Below are 22,745 nucleotides of genomic sequence, written 5' to 3'. Positions count from 1 at the left end.
CACCATGGGGTGATGCGCTGGGAGCAGCTCTTCGCGGACCTCGAGGGCCAGCAGGCGGACTGGGAGCGGCGGGAGCGGGCGGCCGAGACCGCCGAGCACACCCGCGCCGAGCGAGGTCGCGTCCTCCTGGGGGACCGGCTGGCCGCGGACGTCGGTCGGCTGGTGCGCCTGGGGGTCCGAGGGGTCGGCGTCCTGGAGGCGCGGCTGGTGGACGTCGGCCCGGACTGGGTGCTGGTGCACGAGGCGCGCTCCTCCTCCCACCAGGAGCGCCTGGTCCCGACCGCCGCCCTGCTCTCGGTCGAGGGGCTCAGCGGTCGGGTGGACGACCGGCCGCGTCGCTACGGACTGCGGCACGCCGTGCGCGCGTTGAGCCGGGACCGGGCGCGGGTGCGGGTGTTCGACCAGGGCGGCGAGCACACGAGCGGCACCGTGGACCGGGCCCTGGCCGACCACCTGGACCTGGCGCGGCACGCGGACGACGAGCCGCGCCGACCGGGCGCGGTCCGTGGGGTGGTGGCCCTGCCCTACGACGCCATCGCGATGGTGCAGCGGCTCTGACGGCTCTGGATCGGGCAGGGGTGCTGGCTCAGGGCCCGTCGCCCAGGTGCAACGACTCGCGGGTCCGGGTGTACATGCGCTGGATGTAGGCCTCGAGCTCGGCCGCCTCGACCCGCCAGACGCCGCGACCCCCCAGCTTGACCCCGGGTAGGTCCCCGGACCGCACGAGGGCCTTGACCTGCGACAGGGACACGTTGAGGGTGTCCGCCACGTCGGTGAGGGTCAGGAATCTGGGCCCGGCCACGCGGGTCTCCTCTCGTCGGTCCTGACCACGATGGTACGGATCCCTCCCCACGCCGTGAGGTGCCTGTGGACGAGGGGAGGTGAGGTGGGGGCCCGGGGCGCTATCGTGCCGTTCGGGCCGACAGGGACGAAGGGGGCCTCGTGATGGGACCGACAGCGACGACGTCGGACGGGCCGGGGCGCACCGCGCGCCGGTTGCAGGCGCCGGGGTGGCGTGACTTGCGCCTGGTCGTGGGGGTGCTGCTCGTGGTGCTCTCGGTGGCCGGCGGTGTCCGCCTGGTGTCCGGCCTGGACGACACCCGGCCGGTCTACGCGGCGGCGCGCGACCTGCTGCCAGGTCAGCCGATCGCGGACGCGGACCTGGTCACCGTCCAGGTGCGGCTCGGTGACTCCGCGGAGCACTACCTGGACGCCACCGACCCGGTGGCGGGCGGCACCTACCTCCTGCGCCGCGTCGCGGCCGGGGAGATCGTGCCCGCGGCCGCGGTCGGCACGCAGCGGCAGGCGCTGGACAAGACGGTCAACGTCCCGGTGGACGCCTCGACCGTCGCCGGCCTGCAGGTCGGGACGGCGGTCGACGTGTGGGTGAGCCGGCGCGACCCGGAGGCCGCGGGCGAGGTCTACCGCGACCCCGAGCTGCTGCTGCCGGGGGCCGTCGTCGACCGCGTCGCCGACCAGGCCGGCGGGCTGGGCGGGTCCCTGGGGCGGACCCCGGTGGCCCTCGTCGTCCCGGCGGACCGGGTGGGCGACGTCATCGCGGCCGTGGACCAGGACGCGCGGCTGACCCTGGTCCCGGCGCCCCGCACCCAGGGGGAGCAGGAGCAGGGCGGGTGAGCCGTCCGCTGGTCACCGCCGTGGCCCCCCGGTGGGAGAGCCAGGTCGCGGCCCTGCTGGACGGGTCCACCCAGGCGCGGCTGGTGCGCCGGTGCGCCGACCTGCCCGAGCTGCTCGGCGTCACCCGGGCGGGCCTGGCGGAGGTCGTCCTCCTCTCGCACGACCTGCGCGGGCTGGACCGGGACGCGGTGCTGGGCCTCGGCGCCGACGGCGTGCAGGTCGTGGGGGTGCACCCGCGCGACGACCCGGACGCGGCGCGCGCGCTGCAACGGCGTGGCGTCACCACGCTGCTGGCGGTGGAGAGCACCACGCCCGAGCTCGACGCGGTGCTCGCCTCGCTGGGGCGGGCGGACTCCTCCGGGGACGACCGCGGACCGACCGGCACGCCGGCCGGGCAGGGTGGGCCCGGCCACGCTGAGCACGGTGCTGACTCCGGACGGCGGACCGACCCGGCCGCCCTGCTGGTCGAGGCGGGGCCCGAGGGTGCGGGGCAGGACGACGCCGGGCCGGGGCCGGCCGCGGGGACGGACCAGCAGGACATCTCCGGGCAGGACGGCTCGCCCGAGGGCGAGGTCGTGGTGGTGTGGGGGCCGCACGGGAGCACCGGGCGCACCACCGTGGCCGTCAACCTCGCCGCCGAGCTGGCGTCCGCGACGACGCAGGTCCTGCTCGTGGACGCCGACACCTACGGGGCGGGCGTGGCGCAGGCGCTGGCGGTGCTCGACGAGTCGCCCGGGGTCGCGGCGGCCGCCCGTGCCGCCGACCAGGGCACCCTGGACGCGGACCACCTCGTGCGCCTCGCCCCGCGGGTACGCCCCGGGCTGCTCGTCCTCACCGGGCTGCCCCGCGCCGACCGGTGGACCGAGCTGCGGGAGAGCGCCCTCGCCGACATCCTCCAGCAGGCCCGGTCCGTCGCCCGGTGGGTGGTGGTCGACGTCGCGCCGACGGTGGAGCAGGACGAGGAGCTGTCGTTCGACACCAGCGCGCCGCGGCGCAACGGGGCCGCGTTGTGCGCCCTGGAGGAGGCCGACCGGGTGCTGGTGGTCGGCACCGGAGACCCGGTGGGCCTGCAGCGCCTCGTGCGCAGCGTCGACCAGCTGCCGGGGCTCACCCGGGCGAAGGCCCAGGTGGTGGTGACCCGGGTGCGTCCCGGGCCGGTCGGTCCGGAGCCCGGCCGGCGGATCACCGAGACCCTGCGGCGCTTCGCCGGTGTCGGCCAGGTGCACCTGGTCCCCGAGGACCGTGACGCCCTGGACGCGGCCCTGTTGCACGGGCATACCCTCGCCGAGTCACGCCCCGCCAGCCCGGCTCGGGAGTCGATCCGGACCCTGGCCCATCTGGTCAGCGGGCGTCGCGGCTCCGCGGACGCCTCGCGCTCTCGCTGGTGGCCGACCCGCCGGGCCCGCACCTGACCTGCGGCCCGTCGCCCCACCCTTCGGGACCGGCCCCACGTCTGACACCATGACGGTGAGGCCGCCGCCCGGCGGCCCGGCCCGGTGACCCTGACGAGGAGGTCGGCGATGACGACCGTGCGGTGCTACGTCCCGTTGACCGGCGACCAGCTGACCGCCCTCGCGCAGGACCGTCGCCTGGCGGGTCCGGTGCGCGCGACGGCGGTGACCGAGGTGCTGCGGGCCCAGGAGCCGAGCGCGGACGACGACGAGCTCGAGTACGCCGCCACGCAGGTGGCCGCCGAGGAGCTGGCGCGGGCCGGGGTCCCGGTCGTGCTGGCCGCCGTCGACGCCGACTCCGGGCTGGTGACCACGCCTGCCGTGGACGACGGGTGGATCGAGGTGGCGTCCGTGGACCTGCCCCGGGTCGCGGCCCTGCACCTGGGCGACGACGTCGTCACCGGCGACCCCTCGGTGCTGGCGGACCACGACGCCGAGGACATCGAGCTGTCCTGGTTCGACACCACCGAGCTGGACCACGTGCTGGAGCTGGTCCGCCGGACCGAGCTCGCCGGACGAGGGACGGCGCCGCCCGACCGAGCGACCGACCGACCGACCGACTGACCGACCGCGAGGAGATCACGCCATGGATGGCATCGTCGACGTCCCCAGCCCGCTCAACGAGCCCGTCCTCGGCTACGCGCCGGGGAGTGCCGAACGGGGCGCACTCGAGGCGGCCCTCGCCGAGCTGGCGGCCAGCCCGGTGGACCTGCCGCACGTCATCGGCGGCGCGCCCGTCACCGGGGGCGGCGCCGCGATCGACGTCGTGCAGCCGCACGCCCACGCCGAGGTGCTCGGGACGATGCGGGACGCCACCAAGAAGGACGCCCGCGCGGCCATCGAGGCGTCCCGGGAGGCGGCGCCGGCCTGGCGGGCCATGTCCTTCGAGGAGCGGGCCTCGATCTTCCTCAAGGCGGCCGAGCTGCTGGCCGGGCCGTGGCGCGCCCGCATGAACGCCGCCACCATGCTCGGCCAGAGCAAGACCGCCACCCAGGCCGAGATCGACTCGGCCTGCGAGCTGGCCGACTTCTGGCGCTTCAACGTCCACTACGCGCGGCAGCTGCTCACCGAGCAGCCGATCCGCAACTCGCCCGGCACCTGGAACCGCATCGACCAGCGCCCGCTGGAGGGCTTCGTCTACGCGGTGACGCCCTTCAACTTCACCGCGATCGGCGGCAACCTCCCCACCGCCCCGGCCCTCATGGGCAACGTCGTGGTCTGGAAGCCGGCGCCGACGCAGCAGCGGGCGGCGAGCGTGATGATGGACCTGCTCGGCGCCGCCGGCCTGCCCGACGGCGTCATCAACATGCTGACCGGCACCGGGCCGGCCGTCTCCGAGGTGGTCCTCGAGAGCCCCGACCTGGCCGGCATCCACTTCACCGGCTCCACCGCCGTCTTCAACGGGCTCTGGCAGGGGGTGGCCTCCAACCTGGGGACCTACCGGTCCTACCCCCGCATCGTGGGCGAGACCGGGGGCAAGGACTTCGTCGTCGCCCATCCCAGCGCCGACCCCGACGTGCTGCGGACCGCCCTCGTGCGGGGGGCCTTCGAGTTCCAGGGCCAGAAGTGCTCGGCAGCCTCGCGCGCCTACGTCCCGGCGTCGCTGTGGCGGACGCTGCGCGACGACCTCGCGCAGACGACCGAGGGCATACAGGTCGGTGACGTGCGCGACCTGTCCAACTTCATGGGCGCCGTCATCGACGCCAAGGCCTTTGCCAAGCACCGCGGCGTCATCGAGCGGGCCCACGCGGACTCCGGCGTGGAGGTCGTGGCGGGCGGCACCGTCGACGACTCCGTCGGGTGGTTCGTGCGGCCCACCGTCGCGGTGGTCGAGGACCCCACGCACGAGATGCTCACCACCGAGTACTTCGGCCCCATCCTCACCGTCCACGTCTACCCGGACCGTCAGTGGTCCTCGATGCTGGACCAGATGGAGTCCGTGGCGCCCTACGCCCTGACCGGTGGCGTCATCGCGCAGGACCGGGCCGCCGTGGGCCAGGCCGTGGAGCGGCTGCGCTTCGCCGCAGGCAACTTCTACATCAACGACAAGCCCACCGGTGCCGTCGTCGGGCAGCAGCCGTTCGGTGGCGCGCGTGCCTCCGGGACCAACGACAAGGCGGGTTCCGCGGCCAACCTGCAGCGGTGGGTCAACACCCGGGTCATCAAGGAGACCTTCGTCCCCCCGACGGAGTACCGCTACCCGCACATGGGGTGAGCGGGTAGCGGGTGAGCTGAGCGGGCGGCCCGAGGGCTCAGCCCCCGGCCAGCCACTCCCGCGCGACCTGCTCCTCCAGCTGCACGATCTCGCGCATCCGCTCGGCGACCATCGCCTCCACGCGGCGGCCGAGGAGCGGCACCCGCGCCTCCAGGTCCCCGTCGACGACGTGGTCGGTCACCTGCGGCTCGGAGCCGCGACGCAGGTGGATGCCGCCGGTGAAGGTGATCGGCAGCCCCGGCATCTCCAGGCTCATCGCGCCCTCGCGCTCGCCGTCGGCGTCCGGCGACCCCCACCGCACCGTCTCGACCACGAGCAGCCGGGGACCGATGAGCCCCTTGGCCATGTCGGGTATGCCGTCGCTCGGCAGGTGCCGCTGCGTCGTCACGGTCGTGGTGCCGTCCGGTGCGGTCTCGACCTGCACGGTCTGGTCCAGCGACCCCGAGCGCTCGCAGCGCCGGACCTGGTAGGCGTGGTCGGTCAGCATCTCGAAGGTGCGCTGCGGGTCCGCCGGGTGGCGGATCGTCTCGGTGATCCTCATGGCCTCACCGTACGTCCTGGGCGCCCGGCTCGGGGAGCGCAGCGCGCCACCGTCGGTGCAGGCCGTGCAGCCGCCGCAGGACCACCCCCTTGTCGGCCCGGGTGAGGGCACCGCTGCGGGTGCGGTCGGCGACCCGGTCGAGCAGGTCCCCCAGCTCGGTCATCACGGTGGCGGCCTCCGCGACCCAGGGGGCCGGGTGGGGGAGCAGCTCCCCGGACAGGGCCCGCAGGCGCCCCGCGGCGGCCCGGCACCCGGCATGGTCGGGCAGCCGGTCGGTCCCGCCGATGGCCCCGACGACCAGGGGTTGCGGCCGGGGGCGGTCGCGGTCGGTCGCGGCGTCGGCCAGGACGTGGGCGACGCCGTCGAGCAGCGCCTCCACGAGACCGCTGGCCTCGGACCACCCCAGGTCCGGCGCCAGGGCGCTCACCTCCTCGGCGGCGCGCAGCAGCGTGGCGGGAGCAGGTCCCGCCCCCGACCGCTGCCGGGCGGCCGTGGGCCCGGGGGGCCGGTCGATCCCGGTCATGGGCCCACCCTAGGGCGCGCGCGGGGGCCGCTCGGGGGGTTGTCCCCAGGGGATGCGCAGGCAGCGAGCCGAGTAGGGTGGCCGCAGGCGCACGTCGGGGTGCGCCGGACGCCCGCGACCCGAGGAGTGCTTGCGCACGATGACGTCGACCGACACGCTCACCGACCGGTTCTTCCACCACCTGGCCGCCACCGAGCTGGCCGGTCGCCAGCAGGAGCAGCGCGAGGCGATGGCGGGCTCGATGGCCGAGCTGTCCGAGGGGCGGGCGGCGGGCAGCGCGGCCATCCGTGTCCTCAACCCCACCCTCGACGCGGGTGGCTGGACGAGCCGCCAGACGGTGGTGCAGGTCGTCACCGACGACATGCCCTTCCTCGTCGACTCGGTGCTCGGCGAGGTCAGCCGGCACCGGCTGGCGGTGCACCAGCTCCTGCACCCGCAGGTCGTCGTGGACGAGTCCACCGGCGACGTGCTGGACCTCGACCCGCAGGACGTCGGTGAGGGGCAGCGGGTCGAGTCCTGGATCCACGTCGAGGTCGACCGCGTGCCGGAGCCGGAGGACCGGGCCTCCCTCGAGGACGACCTGGGCCGGGTGCTCACCGACGTCCGCCGCGCCTGCCGCGACTGGGGGACCATGCGCCAGCGCGCCCGGGCCATCGTCGACGAGCTCGAGAACGGACCCCCGCGGTCCGTGGACCGCGACGAGGTCGGCTCGACCGTCGACTTCCTCACCTGGGTCGACGACCACCACTTCACCTACCTCGGCTACCGCAGCTACGACCTCGTCGAGACCGACGAGGGTCTGGCGCTGCAGGCCGTCGCCGGCAGCGGTCTGGGGATCCTGCGTGACGAGGCCGACGACCCCGCGCCCACCGTGCTGCGGCCGGAGGCCGCCCGCACGGCCCGGGACCCCCGGCTACTCACCGTCACCAAGGCCAACACGCGGGCCACCGTCCACCGGTCGGTGCCCCTGGACTACATCGGGGTCCGCCGGTTCGGCGAGCGGGGAGAGGTCGTCGGGGAGCACCGCTTCCTGGGCCTGTTCACCCAGAGCGCCTACGCCGAGTCGAGCCAGCGCCTGCCGATCGTCGGCGCGAAGGTCAAGCAGGTGCTCGCCGAGTCCGGCTTCGCCCCGGACAGCCACTCCGGCAAGGACCTCCTCAGCGTCCTGGAGGCCTACCCCCGCGACGAGCTGTTCCAGGCTCCGGTGGAGCACCTCGCCGCGACCGCCGGCGACGTGGTCCGTCTCCTCGAGCGGCCGGCGGCCAAGGCCTACGTCCGGGCGGACGAGTTCGGCCGGTTCGTCAGCGCGCTCGTCTACCTCCCCCGCGACCGCTACAACACCGCCAACCGGCTCCGCGTGCAGCGCCTGCTGGAGGAGACCTACGACGGGGAGCTGGCCGACTACGCCACCCGGGTCGGGGACGGGCCGCTGGCGCAGCTGCACTTCGTCATCACGGTCCCGCGGGACAAGGACCTGCCCGACGTCGACCAGCGGCAGCTCCAGGCCCGCCTGACCGCCGTGACCCGGACCTGGGTCGAGGGTCTCGCGGACGCCGTCGCCGCCCACGTCGAGGACGAGGGCGCCACCGGCGACCTCGTGGCGCGGTTCGCCGACGCCTTTCCCGAGGCCTACAAGGAAGACTTCGACGGCGAGGCCGCCTATCTGGACCTGCAGCGGCTGGGGGAGCTGCACGGCAGCGACGCCTCGGCCCGCCCGCACGTCTACCGGGACCCGGGGGAGGCCCCGACCGAGCGGCGGCTCAAGGTCTACCGCTCCGAGGAGATGTCGCTCACCCACGTCCTGCCGGTCTTCGCCGACCTCGGCCTGGAGGTCACCGTCCAGCGGCCCTACGAGCTGGACGGCACCAACGACGACGGCTCGCCCGACTACATCTACGACTTCGGGCTGCGGGCCCCGTCGGAGTCGGTGTGGACGGGAGGCGAGCACCGCACGGAGGACGAGGTGGCGGCGGCCTTCGAGGACGCCTTCACCGCGGTATGGGGCGGGTCGGCCGAGTCCGACACGCTCAACTCCCTGGTCCTCACGGCCGGACTCGACTGGCGGCGGGTGGTCATCCTGCGCACCCTGGTCCGCTACCTGCGCCAGGTCGGAACCTTCAGCCTCGACTACCTCGAGGAGGCGCTGGTCGCGAACCCCGACATCGCCCGGCTGCTCATCGAGCTCTTCGAGGCGCGGTTCGACCCCGACGCCCACGCCGACGACGAGGCGCGCACGGCCCGCACCCAGGACGTGGCCGAGGCCATCGCGCGGGCGCTGGACGAGGTCGCCAGCCTCGACCAGGACCGCATCCTGCGCTCGCTGGCGTCCGTCGTGCAGGCCGCCCTGCGCACCAACTTCTACCAGCAGGACGCCGACGGCCGCCCCAAGGCCTGGGTGAGCCTCAAGCTGCTCCCGCGTGAGCTCGACCTGCTGCCCGAGCCACGGCCGGCGTTCGAGATCTGGGTCTACGCCCCCCGGGTCGAGGGCAGCCACCTCCGGTTCGGCGCGGTGGCCCGCGGCGGCCTGCGCTGGAGCGACCGGCGCGAGGACTTCCGCACCGAGGTGCTCGGGCTGGTCAAGGCGCAGATGGTCAAGAACGCCGTCATCGTCCCCACCGGGTCCAAGGGTGCCTTCTTCCCCAAGGACCTCCCGGACCCGGCCGTCGACCGCGGCGCCTGGCTGGAGGAGGGGAAGGCGGCATACCGCACCTTCATCAGCGGCATGCTGGACGTCACCGACAACCGCGTCGGCACCGACGTGCAGCCGCCGGAGCGGGTGGTGCGCCACGACGGGGACGACCCCTACCTGGTGGTGGCCGCGGACAAGGGCACGGCGACGTTCTCCGACATCGCCAACGGGGTGGCGCGCGACTACGGCTTCTGGCTCGACGACGCGTTCGCCTCCGGAGGGTCGGCCGGCTACGACCACAAGGGCATGGGCATCACCGCGCGTGGTGCGTGGGAGTCGGTGAAGCGCCACTTCCGGGAGCTGGGGTTGGACACCCAGAGCACGGAGTTCACCGTCGTCGGGGTCGGCGACATGAGCGGCGACGTCTTCGGCAACGGCATGCTGCTCTCCGAGCACATCCGCCTGGTCGCGGCCTTCGACCACCGCCACATCTTCCTGGACCCGGCCCCGGACGTCGCGGCCTCCTTCGCCGAGCGGCAGCGCCTGTTCGAGCTGCCGCGGTCCAGCTGGGCGGACTACGACACCTCCCTCATCAGCGAGGGCGGCGGGGTCTACCCCCGCTCGCAGAAGTCCATCCCGGTCAGCGCGCAGGTCCGCGAGCGGCTGGGCCTGGACGAGGACGTCACCACGATGACGCCGCACGAGCTCCTGCGGGCCATCCTGCTCGCGCCCGTGGACCTGCTGTGGAACGGCGGGATCGGCACCTACGTCAAAGCCTCCACGGAGACCGACCTGCAGATCGGCGACCGGGCCAACGACCCCATCCGGGTGGACGGGCGGGCGCTGCGGGTCCGCGTGGTCGGCGAGGGCGGCAACCTCGGTCTGTCCCAGCGCGGCCGCGTCGAGGCGGCCCTGTCCGGCGTCCACGTCAACACCGACGCGATCGACAACTCGGCCGGCGTCGACACCTCCGACCACGAGGTCAACATCAAGATCGCGCTGACCCCGCTGGTGCAGGAGGGCGAGCTGTCCCTCGAAGACCGGGACGAGCTGCTCGCCTCGATGACCGACGACGTGGCCCGCAAGGTCCTGCGGCACAACTACGAGCAGAACGTGCTCATCGGCAACGGGCGTCTGCAGAAGGGGGTCATGGCCCCGGTCCACCAGCGTCTGATCCGCTACCTCGGTGAGCACGCCGGCCTGGACCCCGAGCTGGAGTTCCTGCCCGACGACAAGGAGTGGGCGCGCCGCGAGAAGGCGGGGACGGGGCTGACGGCCCCCGAGTTCTCGGTGCTCGTGGCCTACGCCAAGCTCGGCCTGAAGACCGAGCTGAGCCAGACCGAGCTGCCCGACGACCCGGCGCTGCTCGACTCCCTGCTGCACTACTTCCCGGGGCCGCTGCGCGAGCGGGCCCGCGAGCAGATCCTGGAGCACCCCCTGCGGCGGGAGATCGTCGTCAACGAGATCGCCAACGCCATGGTCAACCGGGGCGGTGTCTCCTTCGCCTTCCGGGCGCAGGAGGAGACCGGCGCCACCGTGGCGCAGATCACCCGGGCCTTCCACGTGGTGCGCTCGGTCTTCGGGCTGGCGGACTACACGGCCGCCGTGGAGGCGCTGGACAACCGGGTGCCGACCGAGATCCAGACCGAGCTCTACCTCGAGGTCCGGCGGCTCCTGGACCGGGCCACCCGGTGGTTCCTCAACAACCGTTCGCTGTCGACCGGCATGGACGAGGAGATCGAGCGCTTCGCCCAGCCGGTCCAGGAGCTGGTCCCGCGACTGGGCGAGCTCCTGCAGGGCCACGAGCGCGAGCGCTGGGCGGCGCGGGCGGAGTGGGCGAGGACCAACGGCATACCGGAGGACCTCGCGCAGCTCTACGCCTCGCTGCTGGACAGCTACTCGCTGCTGGACGTCGCCGAGCTCGCCGGCGAGATCGACCGCGACGTCACCGAGGTCGCCGAGATCTACTTCGGGGTGTCCGAGGCCTTCCGCATCGACGACCTGCTCACCCACGTCTCCCACCTACCGCGGGAGGACCGGTGGTCCTCCCTGGCGCGTGGTGCGCTGCGGGACGACCTGTACGGCGTCATGCGCGGGCTGACCCGGACGGTGGTGGAGCGCACCGGGACCGAGGAGGCCGAGGACTCCCTCGAGCGGGTGCGGGAGTGGATGGCGGAGAACCGGGAGGCCCTCGTGCGCACCAGCCAGGTGCTGCGCACGGTCAGCGGCATGAGCCAGCCGGACCTGGCGCCGCTCTCCGTGGCGCTGCGCACCCTGCGCGGACTGGTCCGGCAGGGATCCGCCGACTGACCTTTGCGACAATCACCTCGTGGCTGTTCTGCGGGAGACCCTGTCGCGCTCGTCCATGTCGGGTGCCGACATCGACTGGGTGCACCGCCTCGTCGGTGACTGGCAGATGCTGGCGGACCTGGCGTTCGCCGACCTGACGCTGTGGCTCCCGGTGCAGCGCGACGACGTCGCCGACCCGCACCTGTCGCCGTGGTTCCTGGCCGCGCACGCGCGGCCCTCCACCGGGCCGAACTTCTACCACGACGACGTCATCGGCGAGGCCCCGGGAGCGGCGCGGGAGCGTCTGCTGACGCAGGTCATGGAGACCGGCCGCCCGTTGACCCCCGACGAGGTGGGCTACGTCCGGGAGCAGTACGTCCCCGTCGTGCGCACCGGCCGTCCGATCGCGGTGCTCATCCGGCACACCGACCTGCAGAACATGCGCCAGCAGGGCGGCCTGGAGGTCAACTACCTCCAGATCAGCCAGCAGCTGTTCTCGATGATCGCCGAGGGCGCCTTCCCCATGGACCACGTGGCGACCGGGGTGGGCCGGGGCACCCCCCGGGTCGGGGACGGTGTGCTGCGGCTCACGGCCGACGGGCTCATCGACTACGCCAGCCCCAACGCCGTGTCGGCGCTGCGCCGCCTCGGGCACACCGACCACGTGGGCGGCGCCGACCTGGCCCAGATCGTCTCGACGCGGCTGACCCCTGGGGCGACGGTGGACGAGACGGTGCCCCTGGTCCTCACCGGCCGCGCGCCGTGGGGGACCGAGATCGAGACCTCCTCGGTCAACCTCACCCTGCGCTCGGTGCCGCTCACCCACGGAGGGCGGCGGGTCGGTGCGCTGCTGCTCATGCGCGACGTCAGCGAGATCCGTCGGCGCGAGCGCGAGCTGCTGAGCAAGGAGGCCACGATCCGGGAGATCCACCACCGGGTCAAGAACAACCTGCAGACCGTGGCCGCCCTCCTGAGGCTGCAGTCCCGGCGGCTCGACGACCCCAAGGCGCAGGAGGCGCTGGCCGAGGCGGGACGGCGCCTGTCCACCGTCGCGCTGGTGCACGACACGCTCAGCCAGGCCTTCTCCGAGCGGGTCGACTTCGACGACGTCGCCACGCGCATCCTGCGGGCCACCGTCGAGGTCGCCTCGACGCAGGCGGTGGTGGAGACCGAGCTGGACGGCTCCTTCGGCCAGCTGCCCCCGGACGACGCCACGCACCTGGCCATGGTCCTGGCCGAGCTCGTCCACAACGCGGTCGAGCACGGCTTCGAGGAGGGGGAGCGCCCCGCCGGGGCGTCCCGGGTCGTGGTGAGCGCCACGCGCACGCGGGACGAGGGGGGCACCGAGGTGCTGGAGGTGAGTGTGGCGGACAACGGTCGGGGCTACGCGCCCGAGGCCGCCGCCCAGCCGGCCGCAGGCCTCGGCACGCAGATCGTCGAGGCCCTCATCAGCGACCTGCGCGGGCAGATCGGCTGGGAGACGACGGAGCCGCACGGGACCGTCGTGCGGTTTACCGTGCGGCTGCGGGGCTCCGCCACCGGCTGAGGGTCACGGCCTCCTCCGGTGGCGGAGTGCTCAGGGGTGGTCGGGGGTCAGCTCGCCCGTCGTGCGCGCGCCTTGCGCCGCTTGAGCGCCCGGCGCTCGTCCTCGGACAGCCCGCCCCACACACCGGCGTCCTGCCCGGTCTCCAGCGCCCACTTGAGGCAGGTGTCGATCACCGGGCAGGTGCGGCAGACGGCCTTGGCCTCCTCGATCTGCTGCAGCGCCGGGCCGGTGTTGCCGATCGGGAAGAAGAGCTCGGGGTCCTCTTCCAGGCACGCCGCGCGGTTGCGCCAGTCCATCAGTGTCTGCTCCTTGGTCTGCGCCCGTTCAGGGGCGTCCTCTCGTCGTCGCCCACGTCCGGGAAACAGGGGGTGTCCGGCGGGCGACGACACCTCGTTGTTCCGTCTGCGTGAGCGGTGCCGGATCAGGGTATGGCGCCGCGTCCTCTGTTGGGGCCAACGCCAGGCCCCAGGACAGTGTTCCCGATCCTCCCATCGCGACACGCCGTAGCACAAGGGTGAACCGCCGTCCGGGCCGCGCGACCCGGTGAGTGATGAGTCACACCAGCACCGCGACGAGGGGGCCGCAGCGGGGGTGCGGCGGGGGCCGCCGCGGCCGCTGCGTAGGGTGGAAGCACCCGGATCCGTCGCTCTGAAGGAGTTCCTGTGCCCAGTCCCCGACCGTCCCTGGCCATCGTCGGTGCCCGTGTCGTCCCGGTCGAGGGCGAGGTGATCGAGGACGGCACGGTGGTGGTGCGCGAGGGGCGCATCGCCGCGCTGGGACCACGCGACCAGGTCGACGTGCCGGAGGACGTGGAGGTCGTGGAGGCGGCGGGCTCCTGGCTGCTCCCCGGTCTCGTCGACGCCCACGTGCACCTCGGGGTGTGGGAGGAGGGCGAGGGCTGGGCCGGGCTGGACGGCAACGAGACCACCGACCCGGTCATGGCCGCAGCCCGGGCCATCGACGCCATCAACCCGCGCGAGCAGGGCTTCGACGACGCCCTCGGGGCGGGGGTGACGACGGTCAACGTCAACCCCGGGTCGGCGAACCCGATCGGGGGGCAGGCGGTGGCCCTCAAGACCTACGGCCGCTACGTCGATGAGATGGTGCTGCGCAACCCCAGCGGCATCAAGGCCGCGCTCGGGGAGAACCCCAAGCGGGTCTACGGCGAGCAGAAGAAGACCCCCGCCACCCGGCTCGGCGTCGCCCTCGTGCTGCGCAAGGCCTTCGCCGCCGCCCGGTCCTACCAGGCGAAGGTAGCGGCGGCCGGGGACACCCCGGTCGAGACGGACCTCGTCAGCGAGGCCCTCGTCAAGGTCCTCGAGCGCGAGATCCCGTGGCGGCAGCACTGCCACCGGGCGGACGACATCGCCACCGCGATCCGGCTCGCCGAGGAGTTCGGCTACCGTCTCGTGCTGGACCACGGGACCGAGGCATACCTCGTCGCGGACCTCGTCGCCGAGCGGGACATCCCGGTGCTCTACGGCCCGATGATCGTCAGCCGCTCCAAGGTCGAGGTGCGCCACCGGAGCCCCAAGGCGCCCGGGATCCTCGACCGGGCCGGCGTCCAGGTGTCGATCATCACCGACCACCCGGTGGTGCCCATCGACCACCTCATCACGCAGGTCGCGCTCGCGGTGCGCGAGGGCATGGACCGGGACGCCGCGCTGCGGGCCGTGACCGTGAACCCGGCCCGGGTCCTGGGCGTCGAGGACCGGGTCGGCTCCCTCGTCGTGGGCAAGGACGCCGACCTGGCCCTGTGGTCCGGGGACTGGCTGGACCTGCAGTCCCGGGTGCTGCGCACGTGGATCGACGGGGTCGAGGTCTACGCCTACGACCAGGAGAGCGGGACCGGCACCGTCCGCCCCCGCTGACACGCGGGCGCCGCCGCGCGACCGGGCTGCAGGTGGCGGCGGTAGCGCAGCATCTGGGCCGGGCCTCGCTCCCAGCACCTCTCGGGAGCATCGTGCGTCGATGCCCCCGTCCCCGATCCTCGCACCCCGTTCGCCTCGGTGGGAAGTCTGTGCACGGGATCGCGGCCTGAACACGTCATCGGCACCCTGTGCATGCCGTCTACCGCATGCACAGGGTGCGGTTGGCATGCACAGGCTTCGTGGGCGTGCACAGGCGGTGCGCGGCGGGCGTCAGTGGCCGGGCGTGACGAGGTGGGCGTGGGTGGGGGCGCGGACGCAGTCGGGGCACAGCCCATGACCGGGCATGCGGTCGAACAGGCAGCAGCCGCCGCGCAGGAAGGCCTCGTCCGCCCGCTCCATGGGGCCGCCGACGCCGGACGGCAGGTCCGCGCGCGACCGGGTGGCACCGCCGGCCGCCAGCCCGGGCGCGGTCAGCACCAGGCGTGCCACGGCCCAGGCGGTGGCCGCGGCCCCGGGCCTGGCTGTGCCCAGCACCCGCGCCGCCCCGACCAGGCTGGAGGCCGCGTTGCTCAGCAGCACCCGGGGCGGGACGCGCCCCACCCGGGAGCAGGCCGCGTCCAGGTCCGTCAGGCTGCCGTCCACGACGCTGCGGACGAGCTCGGCTGCGGCCTCGCGCGGCCCGGGCACGGGGCACCACGGCGTCCCCTCCGCCAGGGCCAGCGGCGCGACCCCGCCGTGGCCGGGGGAGCCGAGCAGGTGGCGGGAGCGCAGGTCCGGCACCGCCCCGTGCAGCACCGCGGCGCCCAGGCCCACGGACCACAGGCGCGAGGCGAGCCCGACCTGCAGGGCCGACATCGCCACCCTCACCTCGACGTCGGCGGGGTCCTGGCCGGTGCCCTCGGCCAGCGCCCGCCGCACCTGGTCGAGGCGCGTGGCCAGCGGCTCGTCCGCCAGCAGATCGTGCCAGGGCACCGCGTCGGAGCCCGTCGCGTCGGTCAGCGTGAAGAAGCCGCCGAGCGCCGACAGGTCGTCCATGACGTCCTGCGGTGCGTTCACGCGCGGCCCCCGTCCGTGCGCCCGCGCCGGGCGGGCCGCGCCCGGCGGACCTCACCCGGTGACCTGCCCCGGCCGGGTCCCCCTGCGCCGGTCCGGCCCGCTGTGCGGGTCAGGACGGGTCCCGCTGCGCCAGCACCGCCCGGGCCGCGGCGAACCGGGCGATGGGGACGCGGTAGGGGGAGCAGGAGACGTAGCTCAGCCCGAGCTCCTCGAACAGCCCGATGGAGGCGGGGTCGCCCCCGTGCTCCCCGCACACGCCCAGCTTGAGGTCGGGCTTGGTCGACCGTCCGCCCTCGGCGCCGAGCCGGACCAGGCCCCCGACCCCGTCCCGGTCGATCGACTCGAACGGGTTGTGCGGGATGACCTCCTCGGAGACGTAGGCGGAGAGAAAGCCGCCCTCGGCGTCGTCCCGGGAGATGCCGATGCCGGTCTGCGTCAGGTCGTTGGTGCCGAAGGAGAAGAAGTCGGCGTGCTGCGCGATCTGGTCGGCCACCACCGCGGCGCGGGGCAGCTCGATCATCGTGCCGACCGTGACGTCGAGCTCGGCACCGGCGCTTTCCAGCTCCTCGGCGACCGCGCGCTCGACGACGGCGCGCTGCGCCTGCAGCTCGGAGGCGTAGGCCACCAGCGGGACCATGATCTCCACCCCGGCCGTCTGGCCCTCGCGCTCGCGGACCGCCAGGGCGGCGCGGATGATGGCCCGGGTCTGCATCTCGGGGATCTCCGGGTAGAGCATGGCCAGCCGGCAGCCGCGGGTGCCGAGCATGGGGTTCTGCTCGTGCAGGCGCTTGACCTGGCCGAGCAGGGCCCGGGCCGTGGTCAGCTCCCCGGGGTCGCCGTCGGTCAGCTCCAGGCGCTGCACCAGCAGCGACTGCTCCACGAGGTCGGGGAGGAACTCGTGCAGCGGCGGGTCCAGGAGCCGGACGGTGACCGGCAGCCCCCGCATCGCGGTGAAGATGGCCTCGAAGTCCTCCTGCTGCATGGGCAGGATGGTCTCCAGGGCCGCGGCGCGGTCCTCCTCGGTCTCGGCCAGGATCATCCGGCGGACGGCGGGCAGCCGGTCGGACGCCATGAACATGTGCTCGGTGCGGCACAGGCCGATCCCCTCGGCGCCCAGCTCGCGGGCCTTCGCGGCGTCCTCGCCGGTGTCGGCGTTGGCCCGCACCCCGAGCCGGCGCACCTCGTCGGCCCAGGTGACGATGGCCTCGAAGTCCTCGTTGATCTGCGGGGGCACCAGCTCGAGGGCCTCGCCGTAGACCTCTCCGGTCGACCCGTCGAGGGTGATGAGGTCGCCCTCGGAGAAGGTGTGCTCACCGATGGTGAGGGTGCGGTCGGCGGTGTTGATGCGGATGCCGCTCGCCCCGGCGACGCAGGGCTTGCCCATGCCGCGCGCGACGACCGCCGCGTGCGACGTCATACCTCCGTGGGCGGTGAGCACGCCCTGGGCGACGATGACGCCGTGGATGTCGTCGGGGGTCGTCTCGTAGCGGACGAGGACGACCGGCTCACCGGCCCCGCCGCGGGCGGCGGCGGTGTCGGCGTCGAAGACGACCTCGCCGACCGCCGCCCCGGGGGAGGCCGGAAGCCCCTTGGTCACCGGCGCGCGGCCGTGCTCGGGGTCGATGGCGGGGTGCAGCAGCTGGTCCAGCTGCCCGGGCTCGACGCGCTGCAGCGCCTCCTCCTGCGTGAGGACCCCCTCCTCGACGAGGTCGCGGGCGACCCGCAGCGCGGCCGCCGCGGTGCGCTTGCCGTTGCGGGTCTGCAGCAGGTAGAGGGTGCCCTCCTCGACGGTGAACTCGATGTCCTGCATGTCCTTGTAGTGCGCCTCGAGGTCGTGCATGGTCTGCACGAGCTGGGCGTAGGCCTCCGGCAGCACCTCCTCCATCTCGGCCAGCGGCTTGGGGGTGCGGATTCCGGCGACGACGTCCTCGCCCTGCGCGTTGACGAGGAACTCGCCGTAGAGCTCCTGGGCGCCGGTGGACGGGTTGCGGGTGAAGCACACCCCCGTCGCGGAGGTGTCGCCCCGGTTGCCGAAGACCATCTGCATGACGTTGACGGCGGTGCCCAGGTCGTCGGGGATGCCGTTGGCCCGGCGGTAGACGCGGGCACGCGGGGTGTCCCACGAGTTGAAGACGGCCGAGATCGCCCCGCGCAGCTGCTCCCGGGGGTCGGTCGGCAGGTCGCGGCCCAGCTCGCGGCGCGAGACCTCGAGGTAGGTCTGCACCAGCTCCTGCAGGTCCTCGGTGCTGAGGTCGGTGTCCTGCTCCACGCCCCGGCGGGCCTTGAGCGCGGTCAGCTCGTCCTCGTAGGCGTGCGGTGCCACACCCTCGACGACCTCGCCGTACATCTGCAGGAAGCGGCGGTAGGAGTCCCAGGCGAAGCGCGGGTTGTCCGCCTCCGCGCCCAGGGCCTCGACGGTGTCGGCGCTGATCCCGAGGTTGAGGATGGTGTCCATCATCCCGGGCATGGAGACCACGGCGCCGGAGCGGACCGAGAGCAGCAGCGGCCGCTCGCCCCCCAGGGTGCGTCCGGTGCGCTCCTCGAGGCGCTCGAGCGAGGCGAGCACGTCCTCCCACAGGCCCTGCGGCCACTCGCCGCCGGCCGCGGTCGTGGCGATGCAGGCCGCGGTGCTCACGGTGAACCCGTCCGGGACGGGGATGCCGAGGCGCTTCATCTCCGCCAGGTTGGCCCCCTTGCCACCCAGCAGGCCGCGCATCTGCGCGTTGCCCTCGGACATGTCGTAGAGGAAGGTCTGCGTCGCTCCGGCCATCTCTGCACTCCTCGCGGTAGGGGCGGGGCCCCGTCGCCCCGTGCCGTCCTGTGTGGGACGGAGCCTACCGGGAGAACGAGGTGCCGCCGGAGGCCGCCTCACGGCGCCGCTGCACCACCTCGATGACCCTCCCGGCCGCCTCCTCGAGGGCCAGGTCGGTGGTCTCGATGACCGGGCAGCCGAGGCTGCGCTGCAGCTGGGCGACCTCGTCGAGCTCGTCGAAGATCTTCACCAGGTCGGTGTAGCCGTCGCGGTGGCTCTGGGGGCTGCCCATGGCCCGCACCCGCCGGCCGCGGATCTGCTGCAGCCGCTCGGGGTCGATGGTCAGGCCGACGATCTTCCACCGCTGCACCTCCTGCAGCTGCGGCGGTGGGGCGATGCCGGGGACCAGCGGGATGTTGGCGGTGCGGTAGCCGAGGTAGCCGAGGTACATCGACAGGGGGGTCTTGCCGGTACGGCTCACCCCGATGAGCACGATGTCGGCCTCGCGCAGGTGGTTGGACAGGTTGCCGTCGTCGTTGGCGATGGCGAACTCCATGGCCGCGACCCGCTTGAAGTAGTCCTCCCCGACCCCGACGGGGCGCACCACCCGTTCCGGAGCCTGGCCGGTCACCGCGGACAGGGCGGTCACCGCCGGCTCGAGGAGGTCGGCGTGCGGCAGGCCCTGCTCCTCGCACAGCTGGGTGACCCGCATCCGGAGGGTCTCGTCCACCACGGTCGAGAAGACGACGGTCCGGACCTGCTCGGGCCGCATCCGGGCGAAGGAGTCGTGCAGGCCGTCCAGGGAGGACTGCCGCGGGTGCCGGATGATGCGCACGTCGTGGTCGGCGTACTGCGCAGCGGCCGCCCGGGCGACCCGGGCGGCGGTGTCACCGGTGGAGTCGGCGATGATGTGCAGCTCGACCGGGGTGCGCGACATGCTGTCGAGGGTATGCCCTGACGTCGGCGCCGGCGCCGCGGCGGCCCTCAGAGCCGACCGCGGTGGTGCACGTCCTCCGACAGCCGGATGACGGCGTAGTAGAGCTCCAGGCTCATGCGCACGAACGCGAGGTAGACCAGCCCGATGACGGGCGAGGCGACGATGAGGAACAGGCCGAAGAAGATGCTGGCACCACCGTCGAACATCGTGACCAGGCCGCTGATCGCGAGGCCGATGGTCAGGAGGGCGACGAGCACGGTCGCGATGACGTAGACGATCTTGACGATGCTGGGGGTGATGAAGGTGTCGAAGTTGTAGTCGAAGAGCGCCTTGAGCCCGGCGGGCTCGAGGCCGCCACGCGGCTGCTGAGGGGGACCGGAGGGGTTCTGTGAAGTCATGGAGGCCACGGTAGTACCATCCCGCCCCTCCCGTCACGCATCAGATGTCACACTTCCGGGTATGCCGTCCACCACCCCGCCCGTCGTCGGCGCCGGGTCCCAGCACCCCGTCGTGGCGGTGGTGGGGCCGACGGCGACGGGGAAGTCCGACCTGGGGGTACGGCTGGCGCTGGAGCTCGGCGGGGAGGTCGTCGGGGCGGACGCCTCGCAGCTCTACCGGGGGATGGACATCGGCACCGCGAAGCTGACGGTCCCCGAGCGCCGCGGCGTGCCCCACCACCAGCTCGACGTGCTGGACGTGCGCGAGGAGGCCAGCCTCGCGGCATACCAGCAGGCGGCCCGCGCGGACGTCGCGGCGATCCGGTCCCGGGGCCGGGTCCCGGTCGTGGTCGGCGGGTCGGGGCTCTACGTCCGGGCGCTGCTCGACCGGCTGGACATCCCGCCCACGGACCCCGAGGTCAGGGCCCGGTGGCAGGGCGAGCTGGAGGAGCGCGGCGTCGAGGCGCTGCACGAGGAGCTGGCGCGGCAGGACCCTGACGCGGCGGCCCGGATCGAGCGCCGCAACGGCCGACGGGTCGTGCGGGCCCTCGAGGTCGTCGAGCTCACCGGGCGGCCCTTCAGCGCGACCCTGCCGACCCGCGAGCTGCTCGAGCCCACCGTGCTGCTCGGGCTGCACGCCGACCGCGAGGTCCTCGACCGGCGGGTCGGCGACCGCGCGGCGCGGATGTGGGCCGACGGGCTGCTCGAGGAGGTCCGCGGGCTGGAGGCGCCGGGCCTGCGCGAGGGCCGCACCGCCTCGCGCGCGGTGGGGTACGCGCAGGCGCTGCGCCAGCTCGACGGGGAGCTCGGGGAGCAGGAGGCCGTCGAGGACACGGCGGCCGCGACCCGTCGCCTGGCCCGGCGTCAGCAGTCGTGGTTCGGCCCCGACCCCCGCGTCGTCTGGTTGCAGCACGACGACCCGGACCTGCTCGCGCGAACCCTCGACGTCGTCGCGCGCGCCGCCGGCACGGCAGGATGAGCGCCATGGAGCTCGTCCCGCTCGCCGCCCCCTCGGCGTCCCCCACCTCGGACACCGCCTTGCTGTCGATGTTCTGGATCGGCTGCGTCCTCGTGGTGTCACCGGTCCTGGTGCGGGCCTCGCGCGGGCTGCTGCCGGACGTCGTGGTGCTCCTGGCCCTCGGATGCCTCATCGGGCCGGGCGTGCTGGCGCTCGCGGAGGTCGGACCCGGGGTGGGGCTGGTGCGCGAGATCGGCCTGGGGCTGCTCTTCCTGCTCGCCGGCACCGAGATCGACCCGGCGACCCTGCGGGCCCGCCAGGGGCGGCAGGCGGCGCTCACGTGGCTGCTGTGCCTCGCCCTGGCCCTGGGCCTGGCCTGGGCGCTCATCCCGGCGGAGAGCCTGGCCGCCGCGACCGTGCTGGCCATCGCGGTCACGTCCACCGCGCTGGGGACCCTGCTGCCGATCCTCAAGGACCGGGGCCAGCTGGACTCCCCGCTCGGGACGGCCGTGCTCACGCACGGGGCCGTGGGTGAGCTCATGCCGGTCGTGGCCATGGCGCTGCTCCTCTCGACCCGGTCGACCTGGGTCTCGGCGGGTGTCCTGCTGGCCTTCTTCGCGGTCGCCGCACTCGTGGCGGTCGTCCCGCACCGCCTGGTGATGCGGGTCCCGGGCATCCGGGCGGCCCTGGTGGAGGGCGCCGACACCACCGCCCAGACCGCGATCCGGGTGACGTTCTGGCTGCTGCTCACGCTCATGGCCGCGGCCAGCGTCTTCGAGCTCGACGTCGTGCTCGGGGCCTTCGCCGCCGGCTTCATCGTCCGGGCGATCCGCCCCCGAGGCTTCGAGAGCTACGAGGAGCGTCTGGAGGGGGCTGCCTACGGCTTCTTCGTGCCGGTGTTCTTCGTCACCTCCGGCATGAACGTCGACGTCGCGGCGGTCGTCGAGCAGCCGTTCCTGCTGCTGGCCCTGGTCGTCATGATCCTGGCGCTGCGCGGTGGCCCCGTCTGGCTGCGCGAGCGGTTCACCCGGACCGGCTCCGGGCTGACCGACCCGGCCGACCGGCGGCGACTGGCCCTCTACGCGTCGACCGGGCTGCCGATCATCGTGGCGGTCACCGAGCTCGGCGTCTCCCGCGACCTCATCCCCGGCGAGGTCGCCGCGGTGCTCGTCGCCGCCGGTGCCTTCACGGTGCTCATCTTCCCGTTCCTCGCCCGCCCCGCCGGGCGGAGCCGCTCAGTCCCGGCCGACGCGTAGCAGCCGGAACCCCTTGCTGCTGGCCTCCCGGGTGACCCGCACCGGCCCCATGGACCCCGGCAGGGTCGACGACAGCCACGCCTGCAGGGAGTCGGCACCGAGGTTCTTCTGGACGACGAGGTATGCCGCTGCCTCCTCCTGGTCCGACAGCCGGGGGAGCCAGGTGAGCAGGAGCTCGTGCAGCGCCCGCTTGCCGACGCGGATCGGGGGGTTGGACCACACCAGGTCGAAGCGGACGTCCGGGTCGACGTCCTCCGGCCGGGTCACCACGACGTCCGCGTCTCCGACGAGCGCGGCGTTGCGGCGGGTGAGGTCGAGCGCCCGCTCGTTGACGTCCACCGCGTGCACCCGGGCGTCGGGGGACTCCAGGGCCAGCGTGAGCGCGAGCGGCCCCCAGCCGCACCCGAGGTCGAGGAACCGTCCCTGCGCCGGGGGCGCCGGCGCGTGCTCGAGCAGGACGCGGGTCCCCTTGTCGATGCCGTCGGGGGAGAAGATGCCGGCGGCCGTGACCACCTCGTGGTCACGGCCGGCCAGGCGCACCGTCAGGGGGCGCAGGGCGTCCGCGGAGGCGGGCCGGGCGGAGAAGTAGTGGTCGACCGGCTGCTGGGGGGTGTCGTCGTCCGTGCTCATCGGCGGCCAGTCTCCCACG

The 22,745-nt window shown here is 73.8% G+C and carries 19 protein-coding genes; 10 read left to right on the top strand and 9 right to left on the bottom strand.

What is annotated here, in order from left to right; genetic code table 11:
- Nucleotides 1-12 precede the first annotated feature (12 nt).
- Nucleotides 13-558 carry a hypothetical protein gene (locus Q0967_RS00685; RefSeq protein ID WP_298747784.1) on the top strand — a complete coding sequence of 182 codons (546 nt, stop codon included), beginning with the start codon at nt 13-15 and terminating at the stop codon, nt 556-558.
- A 28-nt stretch (nt 559-586) separates the two neighbouring features.
- On the opposite strand, the gene Q0967_RS00680 is transcribed toward Q0967_RS00685, so the two are convergent.
- The gene (locus Q0967_RS00680) at nt 587-802 is read right to left on the bottom strand and encodes a helix-turn-helix domain-containing protein (RefSeq protein ID WP_058891674.1); all 216 of its coding nucleotides are present in this window, start codon (nt 800-802) and stop codon (nt 587-589) included.
- Between the two features lie 143 nt (nt 803-945).
- Between Q0967_RS00680 and Q0967_RS00675 the strand changes: the two genes are divergently transcribed.
- The 4 genes from Q0967_RS00675 to pruA all read left to right on the top strand — a co-directional run bounded on the left by Q0967_RS00675 (nt 946) and on the right by pruA (nt 5,301).
- Nucleotides 946-1,635, top strand: coding sequence for an SAF domain-containing protein (locus Q0967_RS00675; RefSeq protein WP_298747789.1), 690 nt, complete (start codon nt 946-948; stop codon nt 1,633-1,635).
- Nucleotides 1,632-3,047, top strand: coding sequence for an AAA family ATPase (locus Q0967_RS00670; protein WP_298747792.1), 1,416 nt, complete (start codon nt 1,632-1,634; stop codon nt 3,045-3,047). Before Q0967_RS00675 ends, Q0967_RS00670 begins: the two co-directional genes overlap by 4 nt.
- Nucleotides 3,048-3,155: 108 nt before the next feature.
- Nucleotides 3,156-3,650 carry a DUF6912 family protein gene (locus Q0967_RS00665; RefSeq protein WP_298747795.1) on the top strand — a complete coding sequence of 165 codons (495 nt, stop codon included), beginning with the start codon at nt 3,156-3,158 and terminating at the stop codon, nt 3,648-3,650.
- 22 nt (nt 3,651-3,672) lie between these two features.
- The gene (gene pruA / locus Q0967_RS00660; protein ID WP_298747797.1) at nt 3,673-5,301 is read left to right on the top strand and encodes an L-glutamate gamma-semialdehyde dehydrogenase; all 1,629 of its coding nucleotides are present in this window, start codon (nt 3,673-3,675) and stop codon (nt 5,299-5,301) included.
- 37 nt (nt 5,302-5,338) lie between these two features.
- On the opposite strand, the gene Q0967_RS00655 is transcribed toward pruA, so the two are convergent.
- Both Q0967_RS00655 and Q0967_RS00650 read right to left on the bottom strand, forming a co-directional pair.
- Complete coding sequence (locus Q0967_RS00655; RefSeq protein WP_298747800.1) at nt 5,339-5,842, bottom strand: DUF2505 domain-containing protein; 504 nt, start codon at nt 5,840-5,842, stop codon at nt 5,339-5,341.
- A gap of 4 nt (nt 5,843-5,846) precedes the next feature.
- On the bottom strand, nt 5,847-6,365 hold the full coding sequence (locus tag Q0967_RS00650) for a hypothetical protein (protein WP_298747802.1): 519 nt from the start codon (nt 6,363-6,365) through the stop codon (nt 5,847-5,849).
- Between the two features lie 139 nt (nt 6,366-6,504).
- On the opposite strand from Q0967_RS00650, the gene Q0967_RS00645 reads away from it, so the two are divergent.
- Both Q0967_RS00645 and Q0967_RS00640 read left to right on the top strand, forming a co-directional pair.
- The gene (locus Q0967_RS00645; RefSeq protein WP_298747805.1) at nt 6,505-11,304 is read left to right on the top strand and encodes an NAD-glutamate dehydrogenase; all 4,800 of its coding nucleotides are present in this window, start codon (nt 6,505-6,507) and stop codon (nt 11,302-11,304) included.
- A 19-nt stretch (nt 11,305-11,323) separates the two neighbouring features.
- A complete protein-coding gene (locus tag Q0967_RS00640) occupies nt 11,324-12,829 on the top strand; it encodes a sensor histidine kinase (protein ID WP_298747808.1) in 1,506 nt (501 codons plus the stop codon).
- A 47-nt stretch (nt 12,830-12,876) separates the two neighbouring features.
- Here the strand turns inward: Q0967_RS00640 and Q0967_RS00635 are convergent, their stop codons facing one another.
- A complete protein-coding gene (locus Q0967_RS00635; protein ID WP_010148753.1) occupies nt 12,877-13,125 on the bottom strand; it encodes a WhiB family transcriptional regulator in 249 nt (82 codons plus the stop codon).
- A gap of 366 nt (nt 13,126-13,491) precedes the next feature.
- Here Q0967_RS00635 and Q0967_RS00630 point away from each other — a divergent pair, with 366 nt between their 5' ends.
- Nucleotides 13,492-14,700 (top strand): amidohydrolase, encoded by a 1,209-nt coding sequence (locus Q0967_RS00630; RefSeq protein ID WP_298747815.1) that lies wholly within the window; start codon nt 13,492-13,494, stop codon nt 14,698-14,700.
- 270 nt (nt 14,701-14,970) lie between these two features.
- Here the strand turns inward: Q0967_RS00630 and Q0967_RS00625 are convergent, their stop codons facing one another.
- The 4 genes from Q0967_RS00625 to Q0967_RS00610 all read right to left on the bottom strand — a co-directional run bounded on the left by Q0967_RS00625 (nt 14,971) and on the right by Q0967_RS00610 (nt 19,843).
- Entirely contained in the window at nt 14,971-15,756 is a 786-nt protein-coding gene (locus Q0967_RS00625) for a (2Fe-2S)-binding protein (RefSeq protein ID WP_298747818.1), read from the bottom strand.
- Between the two features lie 109 nt (nt 15,757-15,865).
- Complete coding sequence (ppdK, locus tag Q0967_RS00620) at nt 15,866-18,526, bottom strand: pyruvate, phosphate dikinase (protein ID WP_298747821.1); 2,661 nt, start codon at nt 18,524-18,526, stop codon at nt 15,866-15,868.
- Between the two features lie 64 nt (nt 18,527-18,590).
- The gene (locus Q0967_RS00615) at nt 18,591-19,445 is read right to left on the bottom strand and encodes a pyruvate, water dikinase regulatory protein (RefSeq protein ID WP_298747824.1); all 855 of its coding nucleotides are present in this window, start codon (nt 19,443-19,445) and stop codon (nt 18,591-18,593) included.
- 47 nt (nt 19,446-19,492) lie between these two features.
- On the bottom strand, nt 19,493-19,843 hold the full coding sequence (locus tag Q0967_RS00610; RefSeq protein ID WP_298747836.1) for a DUF4282 domain-containing protein: 351 nt from the start codon (nt 19,841-19,843) through the stop codon (nt 19,493-19,495).
- A gap of 61 nt (nt 19,844-19,904) precedes the next feature.
- On the opposite strand from Q0967_RS00610, the gene miaA reads away from it, so the two are divergent.
- Entirely contained in the window at nt 19,905-20,861 is a 957-nt protein-coding gene (gene miaA / locus Q0967_RS00605; protein ID WP_298747839.1) for a tRNA (adenosine(37)-N6)-dimethylallyltransferase MiaA, read from the top strand.
- 5 nt (nt 20,862-20,866) lie between these two features.
- Nucleotides 20,867-22,096, top strand: a complete 1,230-nt coding sequence (locus tag Q0967_RS00600; protein ID WP_298747842.1) for a cation:proton antiporter — start codon at nt 20,867-20,869, stop codon at nt 22,094-22,096.
- Here Q0967_RS00600 and Q0967_RS00595 read toward each other — a convergent pair.
- Complete coding sequence (locus Q0967_RS00595; RefSeq protein ID WP_298747845.1) at nt 22,076-22,726, bottom strand: class I SAM-dependent methyltransferase; 651 nt, start codon at nt 22,724-22,726, stop codon at nt 22,076-22,078. The two genes, Q0967_RS00600 and Q0967_RS00595, sit on opposite strands and share 21 nt — an antisense overlap.
- Nucleotides 22,727-22,745 lie beyond the last annotated feature (19 nt).

It is taken from the genome of uncultured Serinicoccus sp., assembly GCF_947500995.1.
In the GTDB taxonomy this organism is placed as follows: domain Bacteria; phylum Actinomycetota; class Actinomycetes; order Actinomycetales; family Dermatophilaceae; genus Ornithinicoccus.
This window is presented reverse-complemented; position numbering and strand designations above follow the sequence as displayed.

Coding starts and splice junctions, on each gene's coding strand:
- Q0967_RS00615 (WP_298747824.1), bottom strand. CDS start 19,445: ATGTCGCGCACCCCGGTCGAGCTGCACATCATCGCCGACTCCACCGGT.
- Q0967_RS00595 (WP_298747845.1), bottom strand. CDS start 22,726: ATGAGCACGGACGACGACACCCCCCAGCAGCCGGTCGACCACTACTTC.
- Q0967_RS00665 (WP_298747795.1), top strand. CDS start 3,156: ATGACGACCGTGCGGTGCTACGTCCCGTTGACCGGCGACCAGCTGACC.
- Q0967_RS00600 (WP_298747842.1), top strand. CDS start 20,867: ATGGAGCTCGTCCCGCTCGCCGCCCCCTCGGCGTCCCCCACCTCGGAC.
- Q0967_RS00685 (WP_298747784.1), top strand. CDS start 13: ATGCGCTGGGAGCAGCTCTTCGCGGACCTCGAGGGCCAGCAGGCGGAC.
- Q0967_RS00610 (WP_298747836.1), bottom strand. CDS start 19,843: ATGACTTCACAGAACCCCTCCGGTCCCCCTCAGCAGCCGCGTGGCGGC.
- Q0967_RS00655 (WP_298747800.1), bottom strand. CDS start 5,842: ATGAGGATCACCGAGACGATCCGCCACCCGGCGGACCCGCAGCGCACC.
- Q0967_RS00650 (WP_298747802.1), bottom strand. CDS start 6,365: ATGACCGGGATCGACCGGCCCCCCGGGCCCACGGCCGCCCGGCAGCGG.
- Q0967_RS00645 (WP_298747805.1), top strand. CDS start 6,505: ATGACGTCGACCGACACGCTCACCGACCGGTTCTTCCACCACCTGGCC.
- miaA (WP_298747839.1), top strand. CDS start 19,905: ATGCCGTCCACCACCCCGCCCGTCGTCGGCGCCGGGTCCCAGCACCCC.
- Q0967_RS00635 (WP_010148753.1), bottom strand. CDS start 13,125: ATGGACTGGCGCAACCGCGCGGCGTGCCTGGAAGAGGACCCCGAGCTC.
- pruA (WP_298747797.1), top strand. CDS start 3,673: ATGGATGGCATCGTCGACGTCCCCAGCCCGCTCAACGAGCCCGTCCTC.
- ppdK (WP_298747821.1), bottom strand. CDS start 18,526: ATGGCCGGAGCGACGCAGACCTTCCTCTACGACATGTCCGAGGGCAAC.
- Q0967_RS00675 (WP_298747789.1), top strand. CDS start 946: ATGGGACCGACAGCGACGACGTCGGACGGGCCGGGGCGCACCGCGCGC.